Annotated in this window: 15 protein-coding genes; 7 read left to right on the top strand and 8 right to left on the bottom strand. The window is 70.5% G+C overall.

The features are described 5' to 3' along the window. The gene (locus MRBLWS13_RS19845) at positions 1–1,974 is read right to left on the bottom strand and encodes a glycosyltransferase (protein ID WP_349427035.1); all 1,974 of its coding nucleotides are present in this window, start codon (positions 1,972–1,974) and stop codon (positions 1–3) included. A gap of 139 nt (positions 1,975–2,113) precedes the next feature. Here MRBLWS13_RS19845 and MRBLWS13_RS19840 point away from each other — a divergent pair, with 139 nt between their 5' ends. Further along, positions 2,114–2,773, top strand: coding sequence for a VTT domain-containing protein (locus MRBLWS13_RS19840; RefSeq protein ID WP_349427034.1), 660 nt, complete (start codon positions 2,114–2,116; stop codon positions 2,771–2,773). Further along, entirely contained in the window at positions 2,754–3,593 is an 840-nt protein-coding gene (locus MRBLWS13_RS19835; protein ID WP_349427033.1) for a DNA/RNA non-specific endonuclease, read from the top strand. Before MRBLWS13_RS19840 ends, MRBLWS13_RS19835 begins: the two co-directional genes overlap by 20 nt. Before the next feature lie 12 nt (positions 3,594–3,605). Here MRBLWS13_RS19835 and MRBLWS13_RS19830 read toward each other — a convergent pair whose 3' ends face one another. From MRBLWS13_RS19830 to MRBLWS13_RS19815, 4 genes are all read right to left on the bottom strand, one after another. Next, the gene (locus MRBLWS13_RS19830) at positions 3,606–4,250 is read right to left on the bottom strand and encodes an FMN reductase (protein ID WP_349427031.1); all 645 of its coding nucleotides are present in this window, start codon (positions 4,248–4,250) and stop codon (positions 3,606–3,608) included. A gap of 1 nt (position 4,251) precedes the next feature. After that, positions 4,252–5,451 (bottom strand): LLM class flavin-dependent oxidoreductase, encoded by a 1,200-nt coding sequence (locus tag MRBLWS13_RS19825; RefSeq protein WP_349429116.1) that lies wholly within the window; start codon positions 5,449–5,451, stop codon positions 4,252–4,254. Between the two features lie 178 nt (positions 5,452–5,629). Next, positions 5,630–7,402: an alpha-glucosidase gene (locus MRBLWS13_RS19820; RefSeq protein ID WP_349427030.1), complete on the bottom strand. Its 1,773-nt coding sequence runs from the start codon at positions 7,400–7,402 to the stop codon at positions 5,630–5,632. Positions 7,403–7,426: 24 nt separating this feature from the next. Continuing rightward, positions 7,427–8,542, bottom strand: coding sequence for an ROK family protein (locus MRBLWS13_RS19815; protein WP_349427029.1), 1,116 nt, complete (start codon positions 8,540–8,542; stop codon positions 7,427–7,429). 124 nt (positions 8,543–8,666) lie between these two features. On the opposite strand from MRBLWS13_RS19815, the gene MRBLWS13_RS19810 reads away from it, so the two are divergent. The 4 genes from MRBLWS13_RS19810 to MRBLWS13_RS19795 are packed head-to-tail and all read left to right on the top strand — an operon-like array spanning position 8,667 to position 14,014. Next, positions 8,667–10,835, top strand: a complete 2,169-nt coding sequence (locus MRBLWS13_RS19810; RefSeq protein WP_349427028.1) for an alpha-galactosidase — start codon at positions 8,667–8,669, stop codon at positions 10,833–10,835. A 38-nt stretch (positions 10,836–10,873) separates the two neighbouring features. Next, entirely contained in the window at positions 10,874–12,160 is a 1,287-nt protein-coding gene (locus tag MRBLWS13_RS19805) for an extracellular solute-binding protein (protein WP_349427026.1), read from the top strand. Position 12,161: 1 nt separating this feature from the next. Next, positions 12,162–13,097: a sugar ABC transporter permease gene (locus tag MRBLWS13_RS19800; RefSeq protein ID WP_349427024.1), complete on the top strand. Its 936-nt coding sequence runs from the start codon at positions 12,162–12,164 to the stop codon at positions 13,095–13,097. Between the two features lie 8 nt (positions 13,098–13,105). Beyond that, positions 13,106–14,014, top strand: a complete 909-nt coding sequence (locus tag MRBLWS13_RS19795) for a carbohydrate ABC transporter permease (protein ID WP_349427023.1) — start codon at positions 13,106–13,108, stop codon at positions 14,012–14,014. A gap of 56 nt (positions 14,015–14,070) precedes the next feature. On the opposite strand, the gene MRBLWS13_RS19790 is transcribed toward MRBLWS13_RS19795, so the two are convergent. Both MRBLWS13_RS19790 and MRBLWS13_RS19785 read right to left on the bottom strand, forming a co-directional pair. Further along, complete coding sequence (locus MRBLWS13_RS19790) at positions 14,071–14,952, bottom strand: alpha/beta fold hydrolase (RefSeq protein WP_349427022.1); 882 nt, start codon at positions 14,950–14,952, stop codon at positions 14,071–14,073. A 13-nt stretch (positions 14,953–14,965) separates the two neighbouring features. After that, on the bottom strand, positions 14,966–16,555 hold the full coding sequence (locus tag MRBLWS13_RS19785; RefSeq protein WP_349427021.1) for a carboxylesterase family protein: 1,590 nt from the start codon (positions 16,553–16,555) through the stop codon (positions 14,966–14,968). Positions 16,556–16,686: 131 nt separating this feature from the next. On the opposite strand from MRBLWS13_RS19785, the gene MRBLWS13_RS19780 reads away from it, so the two are divergent. Further along, a complete protein-coding gene (locus MRBLWS13_RS19780; RefSeq protein WP_349427020.1) occupies positions 16,687–17,862 on the top strand; it encodes an acyltransferase family protein in 1,176 nt (391 codons plus the stop codon). 42 nt (positions 17,863–17,904) lie between these two features. On the opposite strand, the gene MRBLWS13_RS19775 is transcribed toward MRBLWS13_RS19780, so the two are convergent. After that, a complete protein-coding gene (locus MRBLWS13_RS19775) occupies positions 17,905–18,855 on the bottom strand; it encodes a WYL domain-containing protein (protein ID WP_349427019.1) in 951 nt (316 codons plus the stop codon). Positions 18,856–18,873 lie beyond the last annotated feature (18 nt).

Below are 18,873 nucleotides of genomic sequence, written 5' to 3'. Positions count from 1 at the left end.
TCAGGTGGTCCGGCTGCGGGAGCGCACCTCGCCGCCCCTGCCGATGACGACGTACGCGCTGTGCTTCGGTGCGACGCCGTCGCCCGCCGTGCGTCCCCTCAGACGACGCCAGGCCCAGGGCAGGACGTCGCGGCTCAGCCACGTCCCCTGCGCGACCGGGTCGTCGTCGGCGTGGAGGGCGGCGTCGAGTCCGCCGAGCGCCTCGGCGTCTCGGACGCCGAGGGTCTCGGCCGCGCGATAGGCCAGGAACCGGTGTCCTCGCGAACGCAGGTGCACCCGGTCGGACGCCCAGAGTTCGAGGTCTCCGATGGCGGGGATCGCGTCGAGGTCGAGCAGCAGGGCGCCCGTGCCCGCGGCGATCCGCCGCAGCTCGGAGGCGAACGCGGCGAACCTGCGCTCGAACAGGACCGCCGCACGTCGGCGCGGAAGGAACGGCGTGACGAGGAGGACGTCGATGCCGGCGTCCCGCAGCGTGCGGACGGACGCCTCCAGCTCCGCCGCGAGCCTGGCGATGTCGACGCGCCGGCCGACGAGATCATTGGCGCCCATCAGGATCGACACGAGGTCGGGCCGCAGCGACAGCGCCTGCGGTAGCTGCTCTGCCGTGAGGTGACGCACCCGGCGACTGCGCACGGCGAGGTTCGCGTAGCGGAACGGCGCCGTGCCGGTCGCCTCGTGCGCGAGCAGCTGCGCCAGGCGATCAGCCCAGCCGCGGTACTGTCCCGCCGGCATGCGGGAGGTGTCGCAGAGTCCTTCGGTGAGCGAGTCGCCGAGGGCCACGTACCGCGACCAGCGCGGCCGGACCGCGGCGACGGCGGCGGGCGACGACGGACGGATGCCGGCACGCCGGCGCTGCGCGTCGTCGAGAGGGCGCAGCATCCGTGCGTCCTCGTAGTGCCCGACGAGCTGACGGCACAGGGCATCCCACGAGCGGTCGCGCACCGAATCGCGGGCCGCCACCGCGAAGGCACGGCGCTTGCCCGCGTCGCCGGCGAGGTCGGCGACGCGGGCGCGGAGGTCGCGCAGATCGCCGGGGCGGTACAGCCAGCCGTCGACGCTCGATCGCACCAGGTCGACGGGTCCGCCGATCCCGGTCGCCACGACGGGCACGCCGCTGGCGAGAGCCTCCTGGATGGTCTGGCCGAACGTCTCGCTCTCCCCCGGATGCACGAACACGTCGAAGCTCGCCAGCGCCTCGGCGAGCGCGCTGCCGGTGAGGTGACCGGTGAACACGGCATCGGGCAGCGCCCGCTCGAGCGCGGGGCGTGCGGGCCCGTCGCCGACGATCACCAGGCGCGTGCCGTCGATACCGGCGAGCGCGGCGAGGTCTTCGACCTGCTTCTCGGGTGCGAGCCGGCCGACATAGCCCACGATCGTGCGGCCCGGGGCGACGCGCGCGCGCCACGTGTCGCTCCGCCGCTCCGGGCCGAAGCTGGCGGTGTCGACGCCCCGCCCCCATCGGCGCAGCCTGTCGACGCCGAGAGCTTCGAGCTGCTGCAGAGACGCTGTCGACGGAGCCAGCGTGAGTGTGGCGCGCCGGTGCAGCCGCGCGACGTGGCGGCCGACGAGGGCCGCGGCCTGCGGCATCCCGTACTTCTCCGCGTACGCGACGACGTCGGTCTGATAGACCGCGACGGCCGGCACGCGCAGCGCGTCGGCGGCGGCGACGCCCTGCCAGCCCAGCACGAACGGCGACGCCAGATGCACGACGTCGGGCCGGAACTCGCGGAGGATCGCCGTCAGACGCGCGGCCCGGGCGAAGACGATGCGCACCTCCGGGTACGACGGCAACGGCGTCGACCGCAGCAGCTCGGTGCGGGCGCCGTGGAGGTCGGTGGTGATCTCGCCGGCGCGCGGTGCGATGACGAGGGTCTCGTGGCCTTCAGCGGCGAGATGACGGAGGACATGGAGCACCGAACCCGTCACCCCGTTCATGTGGGGCAGGAACGACTCGGCGAGCAGTGCGACTCTCACGCCTCCAGGGTGACCGGGTGGAACGGGGCGGATGCCGCGAACCGGCGCGCGCACGGAAGTGTTCACCCGATGCACCTCGGCACGCCACCGGACGTGCCCCGTTCCGTCGCCGTTCACCGCGGCGGAGTACCAAGGAGACGTGGTCGAGGAGCTGCTGATCGAGGTCGCGCGGAGTCCGTGGGCACTCGTCGTGCTGTTCGCGCTGGTTCTGGGCGATGCGTTCCTCGTGGTGATCCCGGGCGAGGCGGCGGTGACGGCGTTCGGCGCCCTCTCGGTGTCCGGCGGCGAGCCGCCCCTGGGTGCGGTCATCGCGGTCGCGACCGCCGCCGCGATCGCCGGGGACGCAGCCTGCTATCTCGTCGGGCGCACGATCGGGCTCGACCGGTGGCGCTGGATGCGGGCACCGCGCGTGCATGCCGCGCTGACGTGGGCGCAGGCGCGCCTCGAGCAGCGGACGGCGCTCGTGCTGTTCACCGCGCGCTTCATCCCGTTCGCCCGTCTCGCAGTCAACCTCGCGGCGGGGGCGACCCGGATCGGCGCGGCGCGGTACCTGGCCGTCGACGCGCTGGCGGCATCCCTGTGGGCGCTGTATCAGGCGCTCATCGGCGCGGCGGTGGCGACGCTGCTACCCGGCGGGCCGGTGGTCGCCGTGGTCGTCTCGGTGGTGGTGGTCGTGGGCGTCGGCATCGGCATCGACGCGGTGCTCGCGCATCGCCTGCGCGGCGGCCGTGCCGTCGGCTCGCGCGTCGACCGTCGGCGCGACCAGCCAGGATGGACTCGTGGCAGACGAGACCTTTGACGCATACGATGAGCGGTTCCTCGGCATCCCGCTCCCCCTCCCGCGCCCGTCGGCGGCGCGTGAGGTGCGCCTCCTCACCTACCCGCGGTTCACGATCCTGCTCGAGCCGCAGCGGCGGCTCGCCGTTGTGACGGCGGTGAACATCGACGGCTCTTCGCTGCGCGACCTGCCGCGCACGGGCGAATGGCAGCTGGATGCCCGGGCACCCGCGGCGGAGCAGGCCGGCCCCGCCGTCTACGCGTCGAACGACCTCGATCGCGGGCACCTGGTGCGTCGCCGGGATCCGGGATGGGGCACGACCGTGCAGGCGCGCGAGGCGATGGAGGCCACCTTCGTCTATCCCAACGCGGCCCCGCAGGCGAGCGGGTTCAACCAGTCGAAGGAGCTGTGGCTGGGTCTCGAGGACCATGTGCTGGAGTTCGCCGACACGACCGACGAGCGGCTGAGCGTCTTCACGGCCCCCGTCCTCGCCGACGACGACCCGCCGTATCGCGGCATCCGCATCCCGCGCCGCTTCTTCAAGGTCGCCGCGTGGGCGACACAGGAGGGAGGGCCATCGCCACGCCTTGCGGCGGCGGGCTTCCTGCTGGACCAGTCGGAGCTCATCGACGTGACGCAGGGAGCCCTCGCCGTGCCCTCGCTGGGTGCCTTCCGCACGTTCCAGGTACCGATCGCCGACATCGAGACCCTCACCGGCGTCGATTTCGGAGAGCTCGTCGACGCCGACGTGATGCGCCGGGTCGGGCGTGCCGGCACCGCGGTGCGCGGAGAGGACGCGTGGCGCCCCCTCCGCGCACCGGAGGACATCGTGCTGGACTGAGGGTTCACAGGGCTACTCCCCCGCGAGACCGCCCAGCAGGTGGCCGAACGAGCGCCCCTCGCCCAGGTAGTTGGCGGGATCGAACGGATCCGAGTCGGTCGCGGGCTCCCGCCGCGCGATCGCATCGGCGAGCTCGCGCGCACCGCGGTCGATCCGCTCTGCGAGCGGCGCGATGTTGTCGGCCGACGCACCCCAGTCGCTCGACGCGGCGAACACGCCGGTCGAGACCGGCTCGGCGTGCAGGTACGTGAACAGCGGCCGGATCGCGTAGTCGATCGCGAGCGAGTGGCGGGCGGTGCCCGCGTTCGCGCCGATCAGCACGGGCTTTCCGGTGAGGGCATCGGGGTCGAGCACGTCGATGAAGGACTTGAACAGCCCCGAGTAGCTCGTGGAGAAGATCGGCGTGACCGCGATGACCGCGTCGGCCGAGACGACCGCGTTGATCACGGACTCCAGGGCGGGCGGAGCAAACCCCGTCAGGAGGTTGTTCGTGATGTCGTGCGCGTAGTCGCGCAGCTCGAAGACGTCGACCTCGATCTCGATGCCCCGCTCCGACAGCTGCTTCGTCGTCGCGGCGGCGAGCCGGTCGGCGAGCATGCGCGTCGAGGACGGGTTCGACAGGCCTGCCGAGATGACGGCGATGCGACGCGTGGTCATGTCACGCCTCCTTCCGCCCGAGGCCGAACGCGGCGCCCGCAGGCGCCGGGCTGTCCTGGTACGGGCTGGTTCCCACGAGGTTGTCGCCGCGGTTCGCTCCGGGCACCGCCTGGCGCGGCGCCTGGTCGCCATAGGCCGCGGCCACGAGGTTCGCGTGGGTCGGGGCATCCGGGACCTCCGGCGCGCGGTTCTTCTGCAGCTCCTTGCGGAGCACCGGGACGACCTCGCCGCCCAGGATGTCGAGCTGCTCGAGCACCGTCTTCAGCGGCAGGCCGGCGTGGTCCATGAGGAAGAGCTGGCGCTGGTAGTCGCCGTACGTGTCACGCATGGCGGCGTAGCGATCGATCACCTGCTGGGGCGAGCCCACGGTGAGGGGCGTCATCTCGCTGAAGTCCTCGAGCGACGGGCCGTGGCCGTAGACCGGCGCGTTGTCGAAGTACGGGCGGAACTGCGTCACCGCGTCCTGCGACTTCGCCGCCATGAACACCTGGCCGCCGAGGCCCACGATCGCCTGCTCGGGCGTGCCGTGACCGTAGTGCGCGTAGCGCTGGCGGTACAGCTGGATCAGGCGCTGGTAGTGCTCCTTCGGCCAGAAGATGTTGTTCGCGAAGAAGCCGTCGCCGTAGTAGGCCGCCTGCTCCGCGATCTCGGGGGTGCGGATCGAGCCGTGCCACACGAACGGCGCCACGCCGTCGAGCGGACGCGGGGTCGACGTGAAGCCCTGCAGGGGCGTGCGGAACTGACCCTCCCAGTCCACGACGTCCTCACGCCACAGGCGGTGCAGCAGGTTGTAGTTCTCGATCGCGAGCGGCAGGCCCTGGCGGATGTCCTTGCCGAACCACGGATACACCGGGCCGGTGTTGCCGCGCCCGATCATGAGGTCGGTCCGCCCGCCCGACACGTGTTGCAGCATCGCGTAGTCCTCGGCGATCTTCACCGGGTCGTTCGTGGTGATGAGCGTCGTCGCGGTCGACAGGATGAGCCGCTCGGTCTGCGCGGCGATGTACGCGAGCGTCGTGGTGGGCGACGACGACCAGAACGGCGGGTTGTGGTGCTCGCCGAGGGCGAAGACATCCAGGCCCACCTCCTCGGCGTGCTTGGCGATCTCGATGGTCGCCCGGATCCTCTCGGCCTCACTGGGCGTGGTGCCGTCGGTCGGGTCCTGGGTGATGTCGCTCACCGTGAAGATGCCGAACTGCATTCCCGACCACGTGGTGCTCTCGCTCACGATCGCTTCTCCGCTCCCCTGACTCAGGGCTCCGTTCGCCGTGCGGGATCTCCGTCGCGGACGAATCTATGCAAATGAATGTATCTCGTGCAACGCGTCCGTACCAAGGTTATTCCCGAGCGGATGCCGCCGACTCTCGGCATCCGCTCGATCACGGGTGGTGGGGCGCCGCGCGCAGCACCACGGCCTCCCACGGCCGCAGCGTCATCACGCCAGACGCCACCGGCGGCCGGTCTTCGTAGTTGCCGATCACGAGCTCTGCGTACGCCGGATCGACCCCGTCGACCTCGATGTCCTGCGGGTCCCCCGAGAAGTTGCCGGCGACGAAGAGGGTCGGACCCTCGCCCGAGCGCGTGAACGCGTAGAGGCGGGGATGATCCGGCGCGACCAGGGCGAAGTCGCCGAGCCGCACCACCGGATCGTCGTGACGCAGCGCGATGAGGCGGCGGTAGTGGTGGAACACGGATGCCGGATCCGCGCGCTCCGCTTCCGCGTTGACCGTCACGTGATTCGGGTTCACCCCGATCCACGGCGTGCCGGTCGTGAATCCCGCCGACGCGGTCGCGTCCCACTGCACCGGCGTGCGCGAGTTGTCGCGACTGCCCGATCCGAGCGCCTCCACGAGCTGCTCGTCGGTGAGCCGGCCGTGGGCACGGGCTTCGGCGGCGAAGCGGAGCGACTCGATGTCGCGATAGTCCGACAGCTCGCGCAGGTGCGCGTTCGTCATCCCGAGCTCCTCGCCCTGGTACACGTACGGCGTACCCCGGTGCAGATGCAGCACCGTCGCGAGCATCGTCGCGGACTCCCGGCGATACGCGCCGTCGTCGCCGAACCGCGAGACGCTGCGGGGCTGGTCGTGGTTCTCCCAGTACAGCGCGTTCCAGCCGGCGTCGAACAGCCCGTGCTGCCAGCGCGCCATCGTCGCCTTCAGCTCGCGCAGGTCGAGCGGGCGCAGGTCGAACCGCCCACCGGGGCCGTGATCGATGTGGACATGCTCGAACGTGAACACCATGTCGAGCTCCTGGCGGGAGGGGTCCGTGAACAGGCGGCCGTCCTCGACCGTGGCGCCGGGCGTCTCCCCCACCAGCAACAGCGCTTCGCGGCGGCCCTCGAACACCTCGCGGTGCATCTCCTGCAGGAACTCGTGGAGGCGGGGGCCGTTGACCGTCTGCAGGCGGCTGTCGCCGAAGCGCCCGTCCACGACCACGCCGTCGGCCAGCGATCCATCCGCGCCGACCACCTTCGAGATGAGGTTGATCACATCCATGCGGAAGCCGTCGACGCCGCGGTCGAGCCACCAGCGCATCATGTCGTAGACGGCCGCGCGGACGTCCGGGTTCTCCCAGTTGAGGTCGGGCTGCTTGCGGCTGAACAGGTGGAGGTAGTACTCCCCCGTCGCCTCGTCAAGCTGCCAGGAAGGTCCCGAGAATGCCGAGGCCCAGTTCGTCGGCTCGGCGCCGGGCGCGCCGGCCGCCATGCCCTCCCGCGGGGGGCGCCACCAATACCAGTCGCGCCGGGGAGAGTCCCGCGATGACCGGGACTCGACGAACCACGGATGCTCGTCGCTCGTGTGGTTGACCACGAGATCCATCACGACGCGGATGCCGCGCTCGTGCAGCGCGACGATCACCTCGTCGAGGTCGGCCAGCGTGCCGAACAGCGGGTCGACGTCGCGGTAGTCGCTGATGTCATAGCCGTTGTCGTCTTGGGGGCTCCGATAGATCGGCGAGAACCACACCACATCCACGCCGAGCTCGACGAGGTGGTCGATGCGCCGCAGCACGCCGCGCAGGTCGCCGACGCCGTCGCCGTCGGAGTCCTGGAACGAGCGCGGATAGATCTGGTAGACGACCGCTCCGGTCCACCAGGCCGGCGGGTCGTCGGCGATGCTCGCTGCGGATGCGGTCTCGGGGTCGAGGCTCATGAAGGCGTCCTGGTCGGTGAGGGGTCAGTCGAGCCGCAGCCGGTCGACGGCGGCCTGGATGGAGACGGCGGCGGCACCACGGGCCCACGCCGTGAATCCGGAGTCGTCGACGTACAGCCGCACCGGCTCGGCGCGCGGATCGCGGCCTGCGACGACGGCGGCGCGCACGCGGTCCGCGGCGATCGCGAAGAGCCCGATGCCCTCGCCGGCCAGCACCGCGGCGGTCTGGAAAGTCAGATTCGCCGCCAGCGCGATCAATCGGCCGAGCGCGTCCGCCGCGGCGTCCACGACCGCGATGGCGGCCGGCTCGCCCGCCACGGCGCGTTCGAGAGCCTCGTCGTACGTGACGGGGTGCTGCAGCGCGGCCGAGACCTGCGCCGCGATCGAGCCCGATGTGAGCATGGCCTGCGAACAGCCCCGGTGCCCTGCCTGGCAGAGCGGCCCGTTGTCGTTCAGCGGGATGTGTCCGCCCAGCCCGAGACCGGCTTCGGCCGAGCGCACGACCTCGCCGCCCACGACGAGCCCGTAGCCGACGCCCGCGCCGATCGTGACGACGACGAACCCCGGGATGCCCCGGCCGAGACCGAACCACCGCTCGGCCTCGGCGAGCGCGACGAGATCGTTCTCGAGCGCGACCGGAACACCCAGCTCCTGTTCCAGGAGGGAGGCGAAAGGAACGTCCTCCCATCCCAGGAACGGCGCGTAGCGCACGGCGCCGTCAGCGACGGCTCCGCCCAAGGCGACGCCGACGCCGACCAGCGCCTCGACCTCGAGCGACCGGATCACCTCGGCGATGCGCGAGGCGACCCCGGCCGGCTCATGGGTGTCGAGGGTCGCGGTGCGCTGGGCGAGCAGTGCGGCCCGCACGTCGGTCACGACGACCTCGAGGGCATCGCCGGTGACCTTGACGCCGGCGAAGCGGCCGAGACCCGGCGCGACGTCGAGCGGCCGGACGGGCCGCCCGACGGACCCGTCCGCGAGATCGTCGAGCTCGACGAGGTAGCCGCGATCGAGGAAGGGCTTGGCCAGCCGGGTCAAGCTCGCAGGCGAGAGGCCCAGGCGGTTCGTGAGCGCGCTGCGCGCTATGGGCCCGTGGATGAGCACCGCTCGCGCAAGCGCACGTTCGCTGTCCGTCAGCATCGTCGGCGGCTCCCCTCCCAGCGGGCAATGATTCCATCATGGCACGAATAAGGCGATCTCATCACCTATTCATTGGTCATTCCAGCTCTTGCGGCCCCGATTACTTCCATGCTAGAACTAACCCATGCATAGCACCGATCAGCTGCTCGACGCCGAGCACACCGATCCCACCCCGAATGCACGGGTGCTGCACCTCACGCGCGGCGGCACGAGCGTCGTCGTCGACCTGGATGCGTCGCCTGCTCCGGCGATCGTCCACTGGGGCGCTGCTCTCGTGGACTCCACACCGGCCACTCTCGCGGGGCTGGCGATCGCGGCGCGCGGCCAGCGCGTCTCGGGCGGCCTCGACGCCACGCCGGCCCTGACGCTCCTGCCGACAGCCGCCGAAGGATGGTTCGGCACGCCCGCTCTCGAGGGACACCGCGACGGTTCGGGGGTCAGCATCCTCCTCAGGGTCGTCGACGTGCAGGCGAGCGAGCACCGGGCGAGCATCGCCCTCGCCGATGCAGAGGCCGGACTCGCCGTGCGGGCCGAGCTGCGCATCGGGCCGAGCGGGCTCTTCCGCCAGCGCATCACGGTGCGCAACACCGGCGCCACTGCCTACGTCCTGCAGACGGTGCAGCCGACCTTCCCCTTGCCCTGGGACGCGACCGAGGTCCTCGACACGACCGGGCACCACCTGCGCGAGCGCTCGCCCCAACGGCGAGGCCTCACCTTCGGCTCCCACGTCAGAGAGAGCCGCCGTGGACGCACCGGTGCGGACGCCGCGATCCTCCTCGCTGCGGGCCGCCCCGGCTTCGGCTTCGAGGGAGGGCGCGTGCACGGCATCCACGTGGCGTGGAGCGGAAACCACCGCGTCCTCGCGGAACGCACTGTGAGCGGCGACGCCTTCCTCGCCGGTGGCGAGCTCCTCCTGCCGGGCGAGATCGTCCTGCCGAGCGGCGCCGCCTACAGCTCCCCCTGGGTCATCGGCTCGTGGGGCGACGGTCTCACGGAGCTGTCCCGACGATTCCACGACGAGTGGCGCGCGCGCCCCCAGCACCCGCGGCGCCCGCGCCCGGTGACGCTGAACACGTGGGAGGCCGTGTACTTCGACCACTCGCTCGAGCGCCTCGCGGCTCTCGCCGATGCCGCGGCAGCCGTCGGCGTCGAGCGCTTCGTGCTCGACGACGGCTGGTTCGAAGGCCGCCGCGACGACACCGCGGGCCTCGGCGACTGGACGGTGGACGGGGAGGTCTGGCCCGACGGCCTGCACCCGCTCGTCGATCACGTCCGCACGCTCGGCATGGAGTTCGGGCTGTGGGTCGAGCCCGAGATGGTCAACCCCGACAGCGACCTCGCGCGCCGGCATCCGGACTGGATCCTGCGGGGACGGATGTCGCTCCCGCCGTCCGCGCGGCAGCAGCAGGTGCTCGACCTCTCGAACCCCGAGGCCTATGCCCACATCGCCGCACGCCTTCACGCCCTCCTCGACGAGTACCCGATCGCCTATCTCAAATGGGACCACAACCGCGATCTGGTGGATGCCGGCGGCGGACCGGCCGGGAATGCGCACGTGCACGAGCACACCCTCGCGGTCTACCGTCTGCTGGACGAGCTGAAGGCCGCCCGCCCCGGCCTCGAGATCGAGAGCTGCGCGTCGGGCGGTGCGCGCGTGGATCTCGGCATCCTCGACCGCACCGACCGTGTCTGGACCAGTGACAGCCTCGATCCGCTCGAGCGACTCGACAACCAGAGGCACACCGGCATCGTCGTGCCGCCCGAGATGCTGGGCATGCACCTGACGAGCCCCGTCGTCCACTCGTCGGGACGCACGGTCTCCCTCGGCCTGAGCGGCGCCGTCGCGCTGTTCGGCCACTTCGGCATCGAGTGGGATCTCACCACGCTCGACGACGCCACACGAACCGACATCGCGCAGTGGGTGGCGCTCGCGAAGCGCCTGCGCCCGCTCATCGCATCGGGCCGGGTCGTCCACGTCGACGGCACCGAACCGGGGATCGATGTGCGGGGCATGGTCGCCGAGGATGCGGCATCCGCCGTCTTCACGATCGTCCAGGCCGCGACGAGCGCCGCCTACCCGCCGGGACGGATCCGCATGCCCGGGCTCGACCCCGCGCGCAGCTACCGCCTCCGCGTGCTGATGCGCGACGGCGCCGACGCGGGGCAGTCGCCGCTCGCCTGGGCGGACGCGGCGCCCCTGCTGACAGGCCGCGAGCTGGCCGAGGCGGGTGTCCGCGCACCCGTGCAGCGCCCGCAGCAGGCCATGGTCGTCGAACTCACCGCCGAGAACTGAACACACTTCTTCCCACCCCACGCGCAAGGAGGCGCACGATGAGAACCACTCACCGACGATGGATCCGGCCGCTCGCGGTCGCCGCCATCGCCGCAACGGCCGCCGCCGTCGGCGGCTGCGCACAACAGCCGGCCGACGGCGTCACGACCCTGAACTTCTTCCAGTTCAAGGGCGAGGCGCTCGAGGACTTCAACGAGATCATCGCGGACTTCGAGGCGGAGAACCCCGACATCCGCGTCGTGCAGAACCAGGTGGCGGACGCGGACACCGCGATCCGGACGCTCCTGGTGAAGGATCGCGTCCCCGATGTCATCACCCTCAACGCCAACGGCAACTTCGGCCGGCTCGCCCAAGCCGGGGTGTTCTACGACTTCTCGGAAGAACCGGTGCTCGACACCATCAACCCGGCTGTGCAGGAGATCCTCGCCGACCTGGGCACATATGGGGACGAGGTGAACGGCCTCGGGTACGTGAACAACGCCAACGGCATCATCTACAACCAGGACATCTTCGACCAGCAGGGCCTCGAGGTCCCCGAAACGTGGGACGAGCTCATCGCCGTCTGCGATGCGCTCATGGATGCCGGCATCCAGCCGTTCTACGGAACCCTGGCCGACTCGTGGACCGGCATCCCCTCGTGGAACGCCCTCGGCGCGTATCCCGCGCAGGACGGATTCTTCGACAAGATGCGCGAGCAGGGCGCGGACGTGGGCCCGGAATCCGAGGTGTCGTTCGAGAAGGACTTCACCGAGGCGATGGATCGGCAGTACCAGCTCTACTCGTACATGCAGGAGGGCTATCGCGGAAAGACGTACGACGACGGCAACGCGGCGTTCGCGCGTGGCGAGTCCGCGATGCTGCTGCAGGGCATCTGGGCCACCAATCCGATCAAGCAGGTGAACTCCGACATCCGGATGGGGATCTTCCCCTACCCCACGGACGAGCCCGGTGAGAGTTTGCTCGTCTCGGGCGTCGACGTGGTGTTCACCCTCGGCAAGGACAACCCGAAGCACGATGCGGCGATGCGATTCATCGACTACGTGTTCCAGCCCGAGGTGATCGAGCGTTTCGCGCAATCGCAGAACATGGTGCCCTCGGTCGAGGACGCCGAGCTCAGCGACGATCCCGCACTGCAGTCCGTGCGGCCCTTCTTCGAAGACCAGAGGATCACCGGCTTCATCGACCACCAGATCCCGCCGGCGGTCCCGCTGATCCCCACCGACCAGCAGTTCCTCTTCGACGGAGACACCGAGAAGGCGCTCCAGACCCTCGACAGCGAGTGGGCCAAAGTGGCCGCCCGCACGATCCCCGTGACGGGAGAATGACATGGCCACCCTCACCGAAGCCGTTCGATCCACTCCGGCCGGCAGCGCCCGCAAGCGCGCCACCCGCACGCGCACGGACTCGTCCCGCGCCTCCGCGACCTACTACTGGATGGTGTGGCCGGCGGTCATCGCATTCGCCGCCTTCCACACCCTGCCGGTCGTCGTGGGCATCTTCTTCAGCTTCACGAACTACGCCGGCTACGGCGCCTGGAACTTCGTGGGCCTGTCGAACTACCTCAACCTGTTCCGCGACGATCGCGTGCTGCAGGCATACGGGTTCTCGTTCCTGTTCGCGATCGTCGCGACAATCCTCACGAACGCGTACTCGCTGGCCATCGCGCTCGGACTCAACGCCAAGATCAAGGCGCGCAACTTCTGGCGCGGCGTGTACTTCGTGCCGTACATCCTGGCGATCCTGGTGATCGGCTACGTGTTCCAGTTCTTCTTCTCGAACTCGCTGCCGAAGATCCTGTCGGGCATCCCGCTCTTCCGAGACAACATCCTGACCAACGAGACGTGGGCCTGGACGGCCATCGTCGCGCTGGCGGTGTGGCAGGCCTGCGCGTTCGCGATCATCATCTACCTCTCTGGGCTGCAGACGATCCCCGCAGAGCTCTACGAGGCGTCGTCTCTCGACGGCGCGTCGCCGTGGCGGCAGTTCCGCTCGATCACGTTCCCGCTCATCGGCGCCTTCTTCACCATCAATGTGGTGCTGAGCCTGAAGGGCTTCCTGCAGGTCTTCGACCCGATCGTCGCGCTCACCAACGGCGGACCGGGAACGTCGACCGAATCGGTGACGCTGCTCATCTTCCGGGGCGGCTTCTCGGGCGGCGAGTTCGCCTACCAGACGGCCAACGCGGTGGTCTTCTTCATCGTGATCACGATCGTCTCGCTCTTCCAATTCCGGGTCCTTCAGCGCAGAGAGGCCGATTTCTGATGACCACCATGACCAACACCGCATCACAGCTGGAACAGGATGTGGACGCCGTCACGGCCAGCACCGGCCGCAAGCGGCGCGGTGCGCCCGACGACGACACCCGCAGGACCAACTGGTGGGCGACCGCCCTCATCGCGGTGTGCTCGCTCACCGTGCTGATCCCGCTGTACCTGGCTGTCGTCGTCGCCCTCAAGACACCGGATCAGCTGACGCAGGGCACCGGGTTCGAGCTTCCGAACCCGATCCGGTGGGAGAACTTCGCCGACGCCTGGGTGCGCACGAGCTTCCCGCAGGCACTGCTGAACACGGCGATCATCACCGTCGACTCGGTGGTGTTCACGCTGCTGACGAGCTCGATCGTGGCGTACGCCCTGGCCCGGAACATCCACCGGCCGTTCTTCAAGGGCGTGTTCTTCTACCTGCTCGCCGCGCTGTTCATCCCGTTCCCGATCATCATGCTGCCGCTGGTCAAGCAGACCTCGATCCTCGGGCTCGACAACCAGGCCGGCATGATCATCCTCTACACGATCTATGGGCTGTCGCTGAACATCTTCATCTACACGGCCTACATCCGCTCGATCCCGATCGAGCTCGAGGAGGCGGCGCGGGTCGACGGCGCCTCCACCTGGCGGATCTTCTGGTCGGTGATCTTCCCGCTCCTCATGCCGATGAACGCGACTGTCGGCATCATCACATGCGTCTGGGCGTGGAACGACTTCATCATGCCGCTCGTGGTGCTGACCGAGCCCTCCGCACGGACGCTCTCCCTCGCGCAGTACGTGTTCCAGGGGCAGTTCAACACGGACTACACCGTGGCGTTCGCGTCCTACCTCATGGCGATGGCACCGCTGCTGATCGTCTACATCTTCAGCCAGCGCTGGGTGATCTCCGGCGTCACGCGCGGCTCGATCAAGTGATCAGGGGAACGGTCCCCACGGCCTCTCCGAGTGGAGGGGCCGTGGGGACCGTGCTGTCACTGCGCGTCGGCGAAGAGCCGCAGCATGTCGCGCACGAGCTGGTGCGGGGCCGTCTCGCAGGGAGCGTGCCCCGTAGCGTAAGTCGCGACACGCGCGCCGATGCGCAGCGCATAGGCGTCGTGCTGCGCCTGCGGCCACAGGTCATGCTCCCCGACGGCGATGAGCTTCGGGATCTCGATCCCGGCGATGTCGTCCGCGAAATCGGGCGTGGCCATCATGAGGCCGACGACGTCGTCGATGCAGGCGCGGCCGGTGACACCGAGCCGCTCGCGCACGAACGCGATGCGCCCGGGGGGCGTGCGGTTGAGGTTGTAGCGGATGCCCCAGAGGATGAGCCCCGCCGCACGGTGCGGCGACATGTCGGAGATTGGGCCGATGTGCTTCACGCCGCGGAACACCTGGCCCGTCGCCGGCGGCGCCGCCATCAGCGTGAGGCTGCGGAAGAGGTCGGGGCGCGCGACCAGCGCGAGCTCGGTCACCAGGCCCGCGAAGCTGTAGCCGAGCACGTGCGCCGGTCCGCCGGCTTCGAGGATCGCGATCAGGTCGTCGACGAACAGCGGGTAGTCGTAGGACTCGCGGGGCGGATCGAGGTGCTGCGGCCCCGCGCCCACCGACTCGTAGTGTCCGGCGATGTCGTACGCCTCGACGCGGTAACCGGCGGCCGCGAGGAGCGGGAACAGTAGGACGAAGTCCTCCTTCGATCCCGCCACGCCCGGCACGAGCACCACGCGTGGCGCGGCGGGGTCGCCCAGACGGACCCTGGCGAGGCCGCCGCTCGGGGCACGGAACACATCGCGCTCGGTACCGTCGGGGAACACGTGCCAGTCGAGGTCGGGGAGGGCCTGGTCGCGCTCGAGCGCGTCGTCGATCGTCGTCATCGCGACTGTGAGACTACCGCTCGGGAAGACCGTCGAGCTCGTCCTGACGCGGCGCGTAGTCGATGTGGCCGCCGTCGGCATCGAACGCCTGCACCGGCCGCCGGCTCGACCAGGCCTCCCATCCCGGATCGCCCGTGACCACGAACGACACCCAGGCGCGGTGCATGGCGTCGGCGAGCGTCTGCGGACCGGCATGGCCGCCCAGAGCCGCGGCGTCGGGCGTGTCGATGCGATCGAACACGAAGCCGAGCTCCATTCCGTGCGCGGCGCCCAGACGGTCGACGGGGCTGCGCCACCGGAACTCGTAGACCCACGTCGGGGAGGCGGCTGCCGATTCGACCACCCGGCTGTGAGGCGCAGCCGGGTCGTCTGTCCGGCTGTCGGCGAACCTCGCGATCGGGCCGCGCAGGAGAAGGTCGGTCACCACCTCACCGAGCACCTCGCCCGGTGTCGCATCGGGCCGGCGGACACGGTGCGCCTTCACGATGCGCGAGGGCACCCGCGACGCGAGGCGGGCGAGGGCCAGGGTGCGATTCGTGATCCGGTCGAGCACTCCGCTGGGCACGAACCAGAGCCGGTACTCCTCGCTCGTGGAGCCGATCAGCACGGGGATGCCGCGGCCGGCGCCGGCGAGCAGGGCGTCGAGGGGATTGCGGGGCACGGCGTCGCCGCCGATGGCGAGCGCAACGCTGGGGCCGCGGCCGAGCGGCGAGCCGCCCGCGGCGATCGCCCGCTGCTGCGCCACCAGCTCTTCCGCTTTCACCGCGGCGAATCCGGCGCGCGTCGCGGAGACCTTCAACCTCTTCGCGATCTCGCGCGTCATGCGTCCGGCCTTCTTCGAAGACTGCGCGGAGAGCGGCCCTGACTGGAGGATCGCGCGGTCGAACAGCTCCCTGGCGTGTGGCAGGGCGAGCAGTGCGGTCAGGGTGTTGGCGCCGGCGGAGTGGCCCATCACGGTCACCGTCGCAGGGTCGCCGCCGAAGGCCGCGATCTCGCGCCGCACCCAGCGCAGCGCCGCCTGCTGGTCGAGCACGCCGAGGTTCTGCGGCACGTCGTCGAGCACCGCGAAGCCTTCCTGCCCGAGCCGGTACTGGATCGAGACGTACACGATGCCGTGCCGTGCGAACGTCTGCCCGTGATAGGCCGGCAGCGCTGCCGCACCGCGGGTGAGTGCGCCACCGTGCACGAAGACGAGCACCGGCAGCGCCGCATCTGCCGGGCGGTCGGCCGGCGTCCACACGTTCACCGTGAGGATGTCGTCGCCGGCGATCTCGACGGTCGGCAGGTACTTCTCGAGGCCGCCGCCATAGGGCGCCTGCGGAGCGGTGGGACCGAAGGCCGAGGCATCCCGCTCCCCCTCCCATGGCGGTGCCGCCTGTGGCTCGCGGAAGCGGAGACCGCCGGCGGGCGCGGCGGCGTACGGGATGCCGAGGAAGCGATCGAGCGCTCCCTCGCGGGTGCCGCGAACGAGACCGCCGCCGATCCGCACGACGGGACGCGCGTCCGGCGCGCCGGCCGCGACTTCTGTCGTCGCGGTGCTCGTGCGCGCAGGGGCGTCCTGCACCGGCTGGGCGCCGCGGGCAGAGGGCATGGGCACCGTCATCGTGGTCTCCTCCTGGCACACGTCGGCGGCGCTGCCGTACTCAGACTCAGCCCGCGTGGGACTCGGTGTCAAGCGGAGGCGAAGCGGATCATCCCCGGATAGTCTGGTCTGCGCCCCGGCGAGAGGTGACGATGACCGGCAGCAGCGCTCCCCCCGCGGCGACCACCCCGACGGGGTCGATCGCCCGCCCCCGACGGCGCACACCCTTCTGGGACAACGCCCGCTTCGCCTGCATCGTCCTGGTCGTGCTCGGTCACGCCGTGCAGCGGCTGACGTACGACTCCGACATCGCGCTGAGCCTCTACCTCGTCGTGTACGCGTTCCACATGCCGGCGTTCGCCGTGATCTCGGGCTACTTCTCCAAGTCGGATGCCCCCACGAAGACCCAGATGGCGCGTGTCATCACCGACATCCTGGTGCCGTACGTCGTGTTCGAGGGACTGTGGACCCTGACGAAGTGGCTCGTCGAAGGGCAGGCCAACCCCAACCTCACCCAGCCTTCGTGGACGCTCTGGTTCCTGCTGGCGCTGGGCATCTTCCGCGTCGTGCTCCCCTACCTCGCGCTGCTGCGCTGGCCACTGCTGTGGACGGTGGTGATCTCGATCGGCGCGGGCTACCTGCCCAACATCGACTCGACGTTCTCGCTGTCGCGCACCCTGGGCCTGCTGCCCTTCTTCACCCTCGGCTGGTGGCTGCGCGAGCACGACGTCGTCGCACGGCTGCGGCTGCTGGACCGCCGCCCGTGGTGGGTGTTCGCCGGAGGCATCGGCCTGTTCGCCATCGCCGCCTGGGCGGCGTGGTTCTTCGTCGACGACTGGCGAGCCATGAACCTGCGGGAATGGCTCTTCTACGACGAGAACTACTCGTCCATCGGCGGCACCCAGTGGTGGGCCGGCGGCGTGCGCCTCGCCCTCATGATGGTGGCGGTGCTGCTGTCGACGGCGTTCTTCGCGCTGCTTCCGCGCGACACCCACTGGTGGACGCACTTCGGCCAGTACACGATGTACGTCTACCTGCTGCATTCGTTCGTGCTGTACCCGTTCCGCGAGAACGGCCTGCTGCGCAACGCCGAGCCCACCTGGCTCTGGCTGCCGCTGGTCATCGTCGGCTCGGTGCTCATCGCACTGGGGCTGGCGACGCGCCCGGTGCGCCGCGTCTTCCGCCCGCTCGTCGAGCCGCGCCCGGCGTGGCTGTTCGCCGACCGCACGCTGGCGCGACGCGAGGGTCGTCGCAGCGATCCCACCGGTTCGCGCCGGCCGCGCGAGCAACCACGGGCGCCCCGACCCGATCCCCGCCAGAACGGCTGACCGGCGTGGCGCAGCGTCACTTCCGTGACGGCGCCTTCGCGATCAGCCTGCGGCGCGCGCGTAGCGCTCCGCGAGGCGCTGCAGGTGCGGCACGAGCTCGGGCGGAGAGTCGACGGTGAAGTCCATGCCCAACATGCCGATGTAGGCGGCGATGGTCTCGAGGCTGTCGGCGCCCGTCACCAGCACGGACGTCGTCCGCCCTACCGCCTCGACGACGCCCACGGTCGGGTTGATGCGCGCGATCACCTGTTCCGCAGGCGCGGCGATCCGCAGACGCGCATGGACGTTCCACCCGGCGGCCGCGATCGAGCGCAGCGCGAAGGCGGTGAAGTCTCCCCCGGGCACCGGCACGGGGTCGAAGCGACGCCGCGTCGGCATACGCGGCTCGATCCAGTCCAACCGGAACGTCTCCCACTCCTGGGTGTCGGGATCGCGCGCGACGAGGTACCAGCGGCGCTGCCAGCTGAGCAGCCGGTACGGCTCGACGCGTCGAGCCGTACCGCGGTCGTCGAAGCGCAGCCACTCCCCCGCGTGCACCGCCTGCGCGACCGCGCTCAGCACGCGGGGATCGACCTCGGGGTCGGGTGCGTCGGTGCCGACGTCCTCTGGGCCGCTGTCGATGGTCGCCGCCACCGCATCCACGGTGGGCCGAAGGCGCTCGGGCAGCACCTGCAGCAGCTTCGCGAGCGCGCGGGCGCCCGCCTCGTCGACGCCGGCCACGCCGCGGGCCACGCGCAGCCCGATCGCCACGGCGACCGCCTCCTCGTCGTCCAGCAGCAGCGGTGGAAGCTTGCCGCCCGCCGCCAGCCGGTACGACCCGGCGCGGCCGCGTTCGGCCTCGACGGGGTAGCCCAGCGAGCGCAGGCGCTCGATGTCGGTGCGGATGGTCCGCACCGAGACGTCGAGTCGCGTGGCCAGCTCGGGCCCCGGCCATCGCGGGCGGCTCTGCAGCAGCGCGAGGAGTGCGAGCATCCGCGCGGATGTGTCGGCCATCTCGCTCGTTTCGTCGAT

The sequence above is a fragment of the Microbacterium sp. LWS13-1.2 genome, assembly GCF_040144835.1.
Classification (GTDB): domain Bacteria; phylum Actinomycetota; class Actinomycetes; order Actinomycetales; family Microbacteriaceae; genus Microbacterium.
Note: the sequence above shows the minus strand (reverse complement) of the source record. Positions and strands in the feature narration are given on the sequence as shown.

Coding starts and splice junctions, on each gene's coding strand:
- MRBLWS13_RS19830 (WP_349427031.1), bottom strand. CDS start 4,250: ATGACCACGCGTCGCATCGCCGTCATCTCGGCAGGCCTGTCGAACCCG.
- MRBLWS13_RS19825 (WP_349429116.1), bottom strand. CDS start 5,451: ATGCAGTTCGGCATCTTCACGGTGAGCGACATCACCCAGGACCCGACC.
- MRBLWS13_RS19820 (WP_349427030.1), bottom strand. CDS start 7,402: ATGAGCCTCGACCCCGAGACCGCATCCGCAGCGAGCATCGCCGACGAC.
- MRBLWS13_RS19815 (WP_349427029.1), bottom strand. CDS start 8,542: ATGCTGACGGACAGCGAACGTGCGCTTGCGCGAGCGGTGCTCATCCAC.
- MRBLWS13_RS19810 (WP_349427028.1), top strand. CDS start 8,667: ATGCATAGCACCGATCAGCTGCTCGACGCCGAGCACACCGATCCCACC.
- MRBLWS13_RS19805 (WP_349427026.1), top strand. CDS start 10,874: ATGAGAACCACTCACCGACGATGGATCCGGCCGCTCGCGGTCGCCGCC.
- MRBLWS13_RS19800 (WP_349427024.1), top strand. CDS start 12,162: ATGGCCACCCTCACCGAAGCCGTTCGATCCACTCCGGCCGGCAGCGCC.
- MRBLWS13_RS19795 (WP_349427023.1), top strand. CDS start 13,106: ATGACCAACACCGCATCACAGCTGGAACAGGATGTGGACGCCGTCACG.
- MRBLWS13_RS19790 (WP_349427022.1), bottom strand. CDS start 14,952: ATGACGACGATCGACGACGCGCTCGAGCGCGACCAGGCCCTCCCCGAC.
- MRBLWS13_RS19785 (WP_349427021.1), bottom strand. CDS start 16,555: ATGACGGTGCCCATGCCCTCTGCCCGCGGCGCCCAGCCGGTGCAGGAC.
- MRBLWS13_RS19780 (WP_349427020.1), top strand. CDS start 16,687: ATGACCGGCAGCAGCGCTCCCCCCGCGGCGACCACCCCGACGGGGTCG.
- MRBLWS13_RS19775 (WP_349427019.1), bottom strand. CDS start 18,855: ATGGCCGACACATCCGCGCGGATGCTCGCACTCCTCGCGCTGCTGCAG.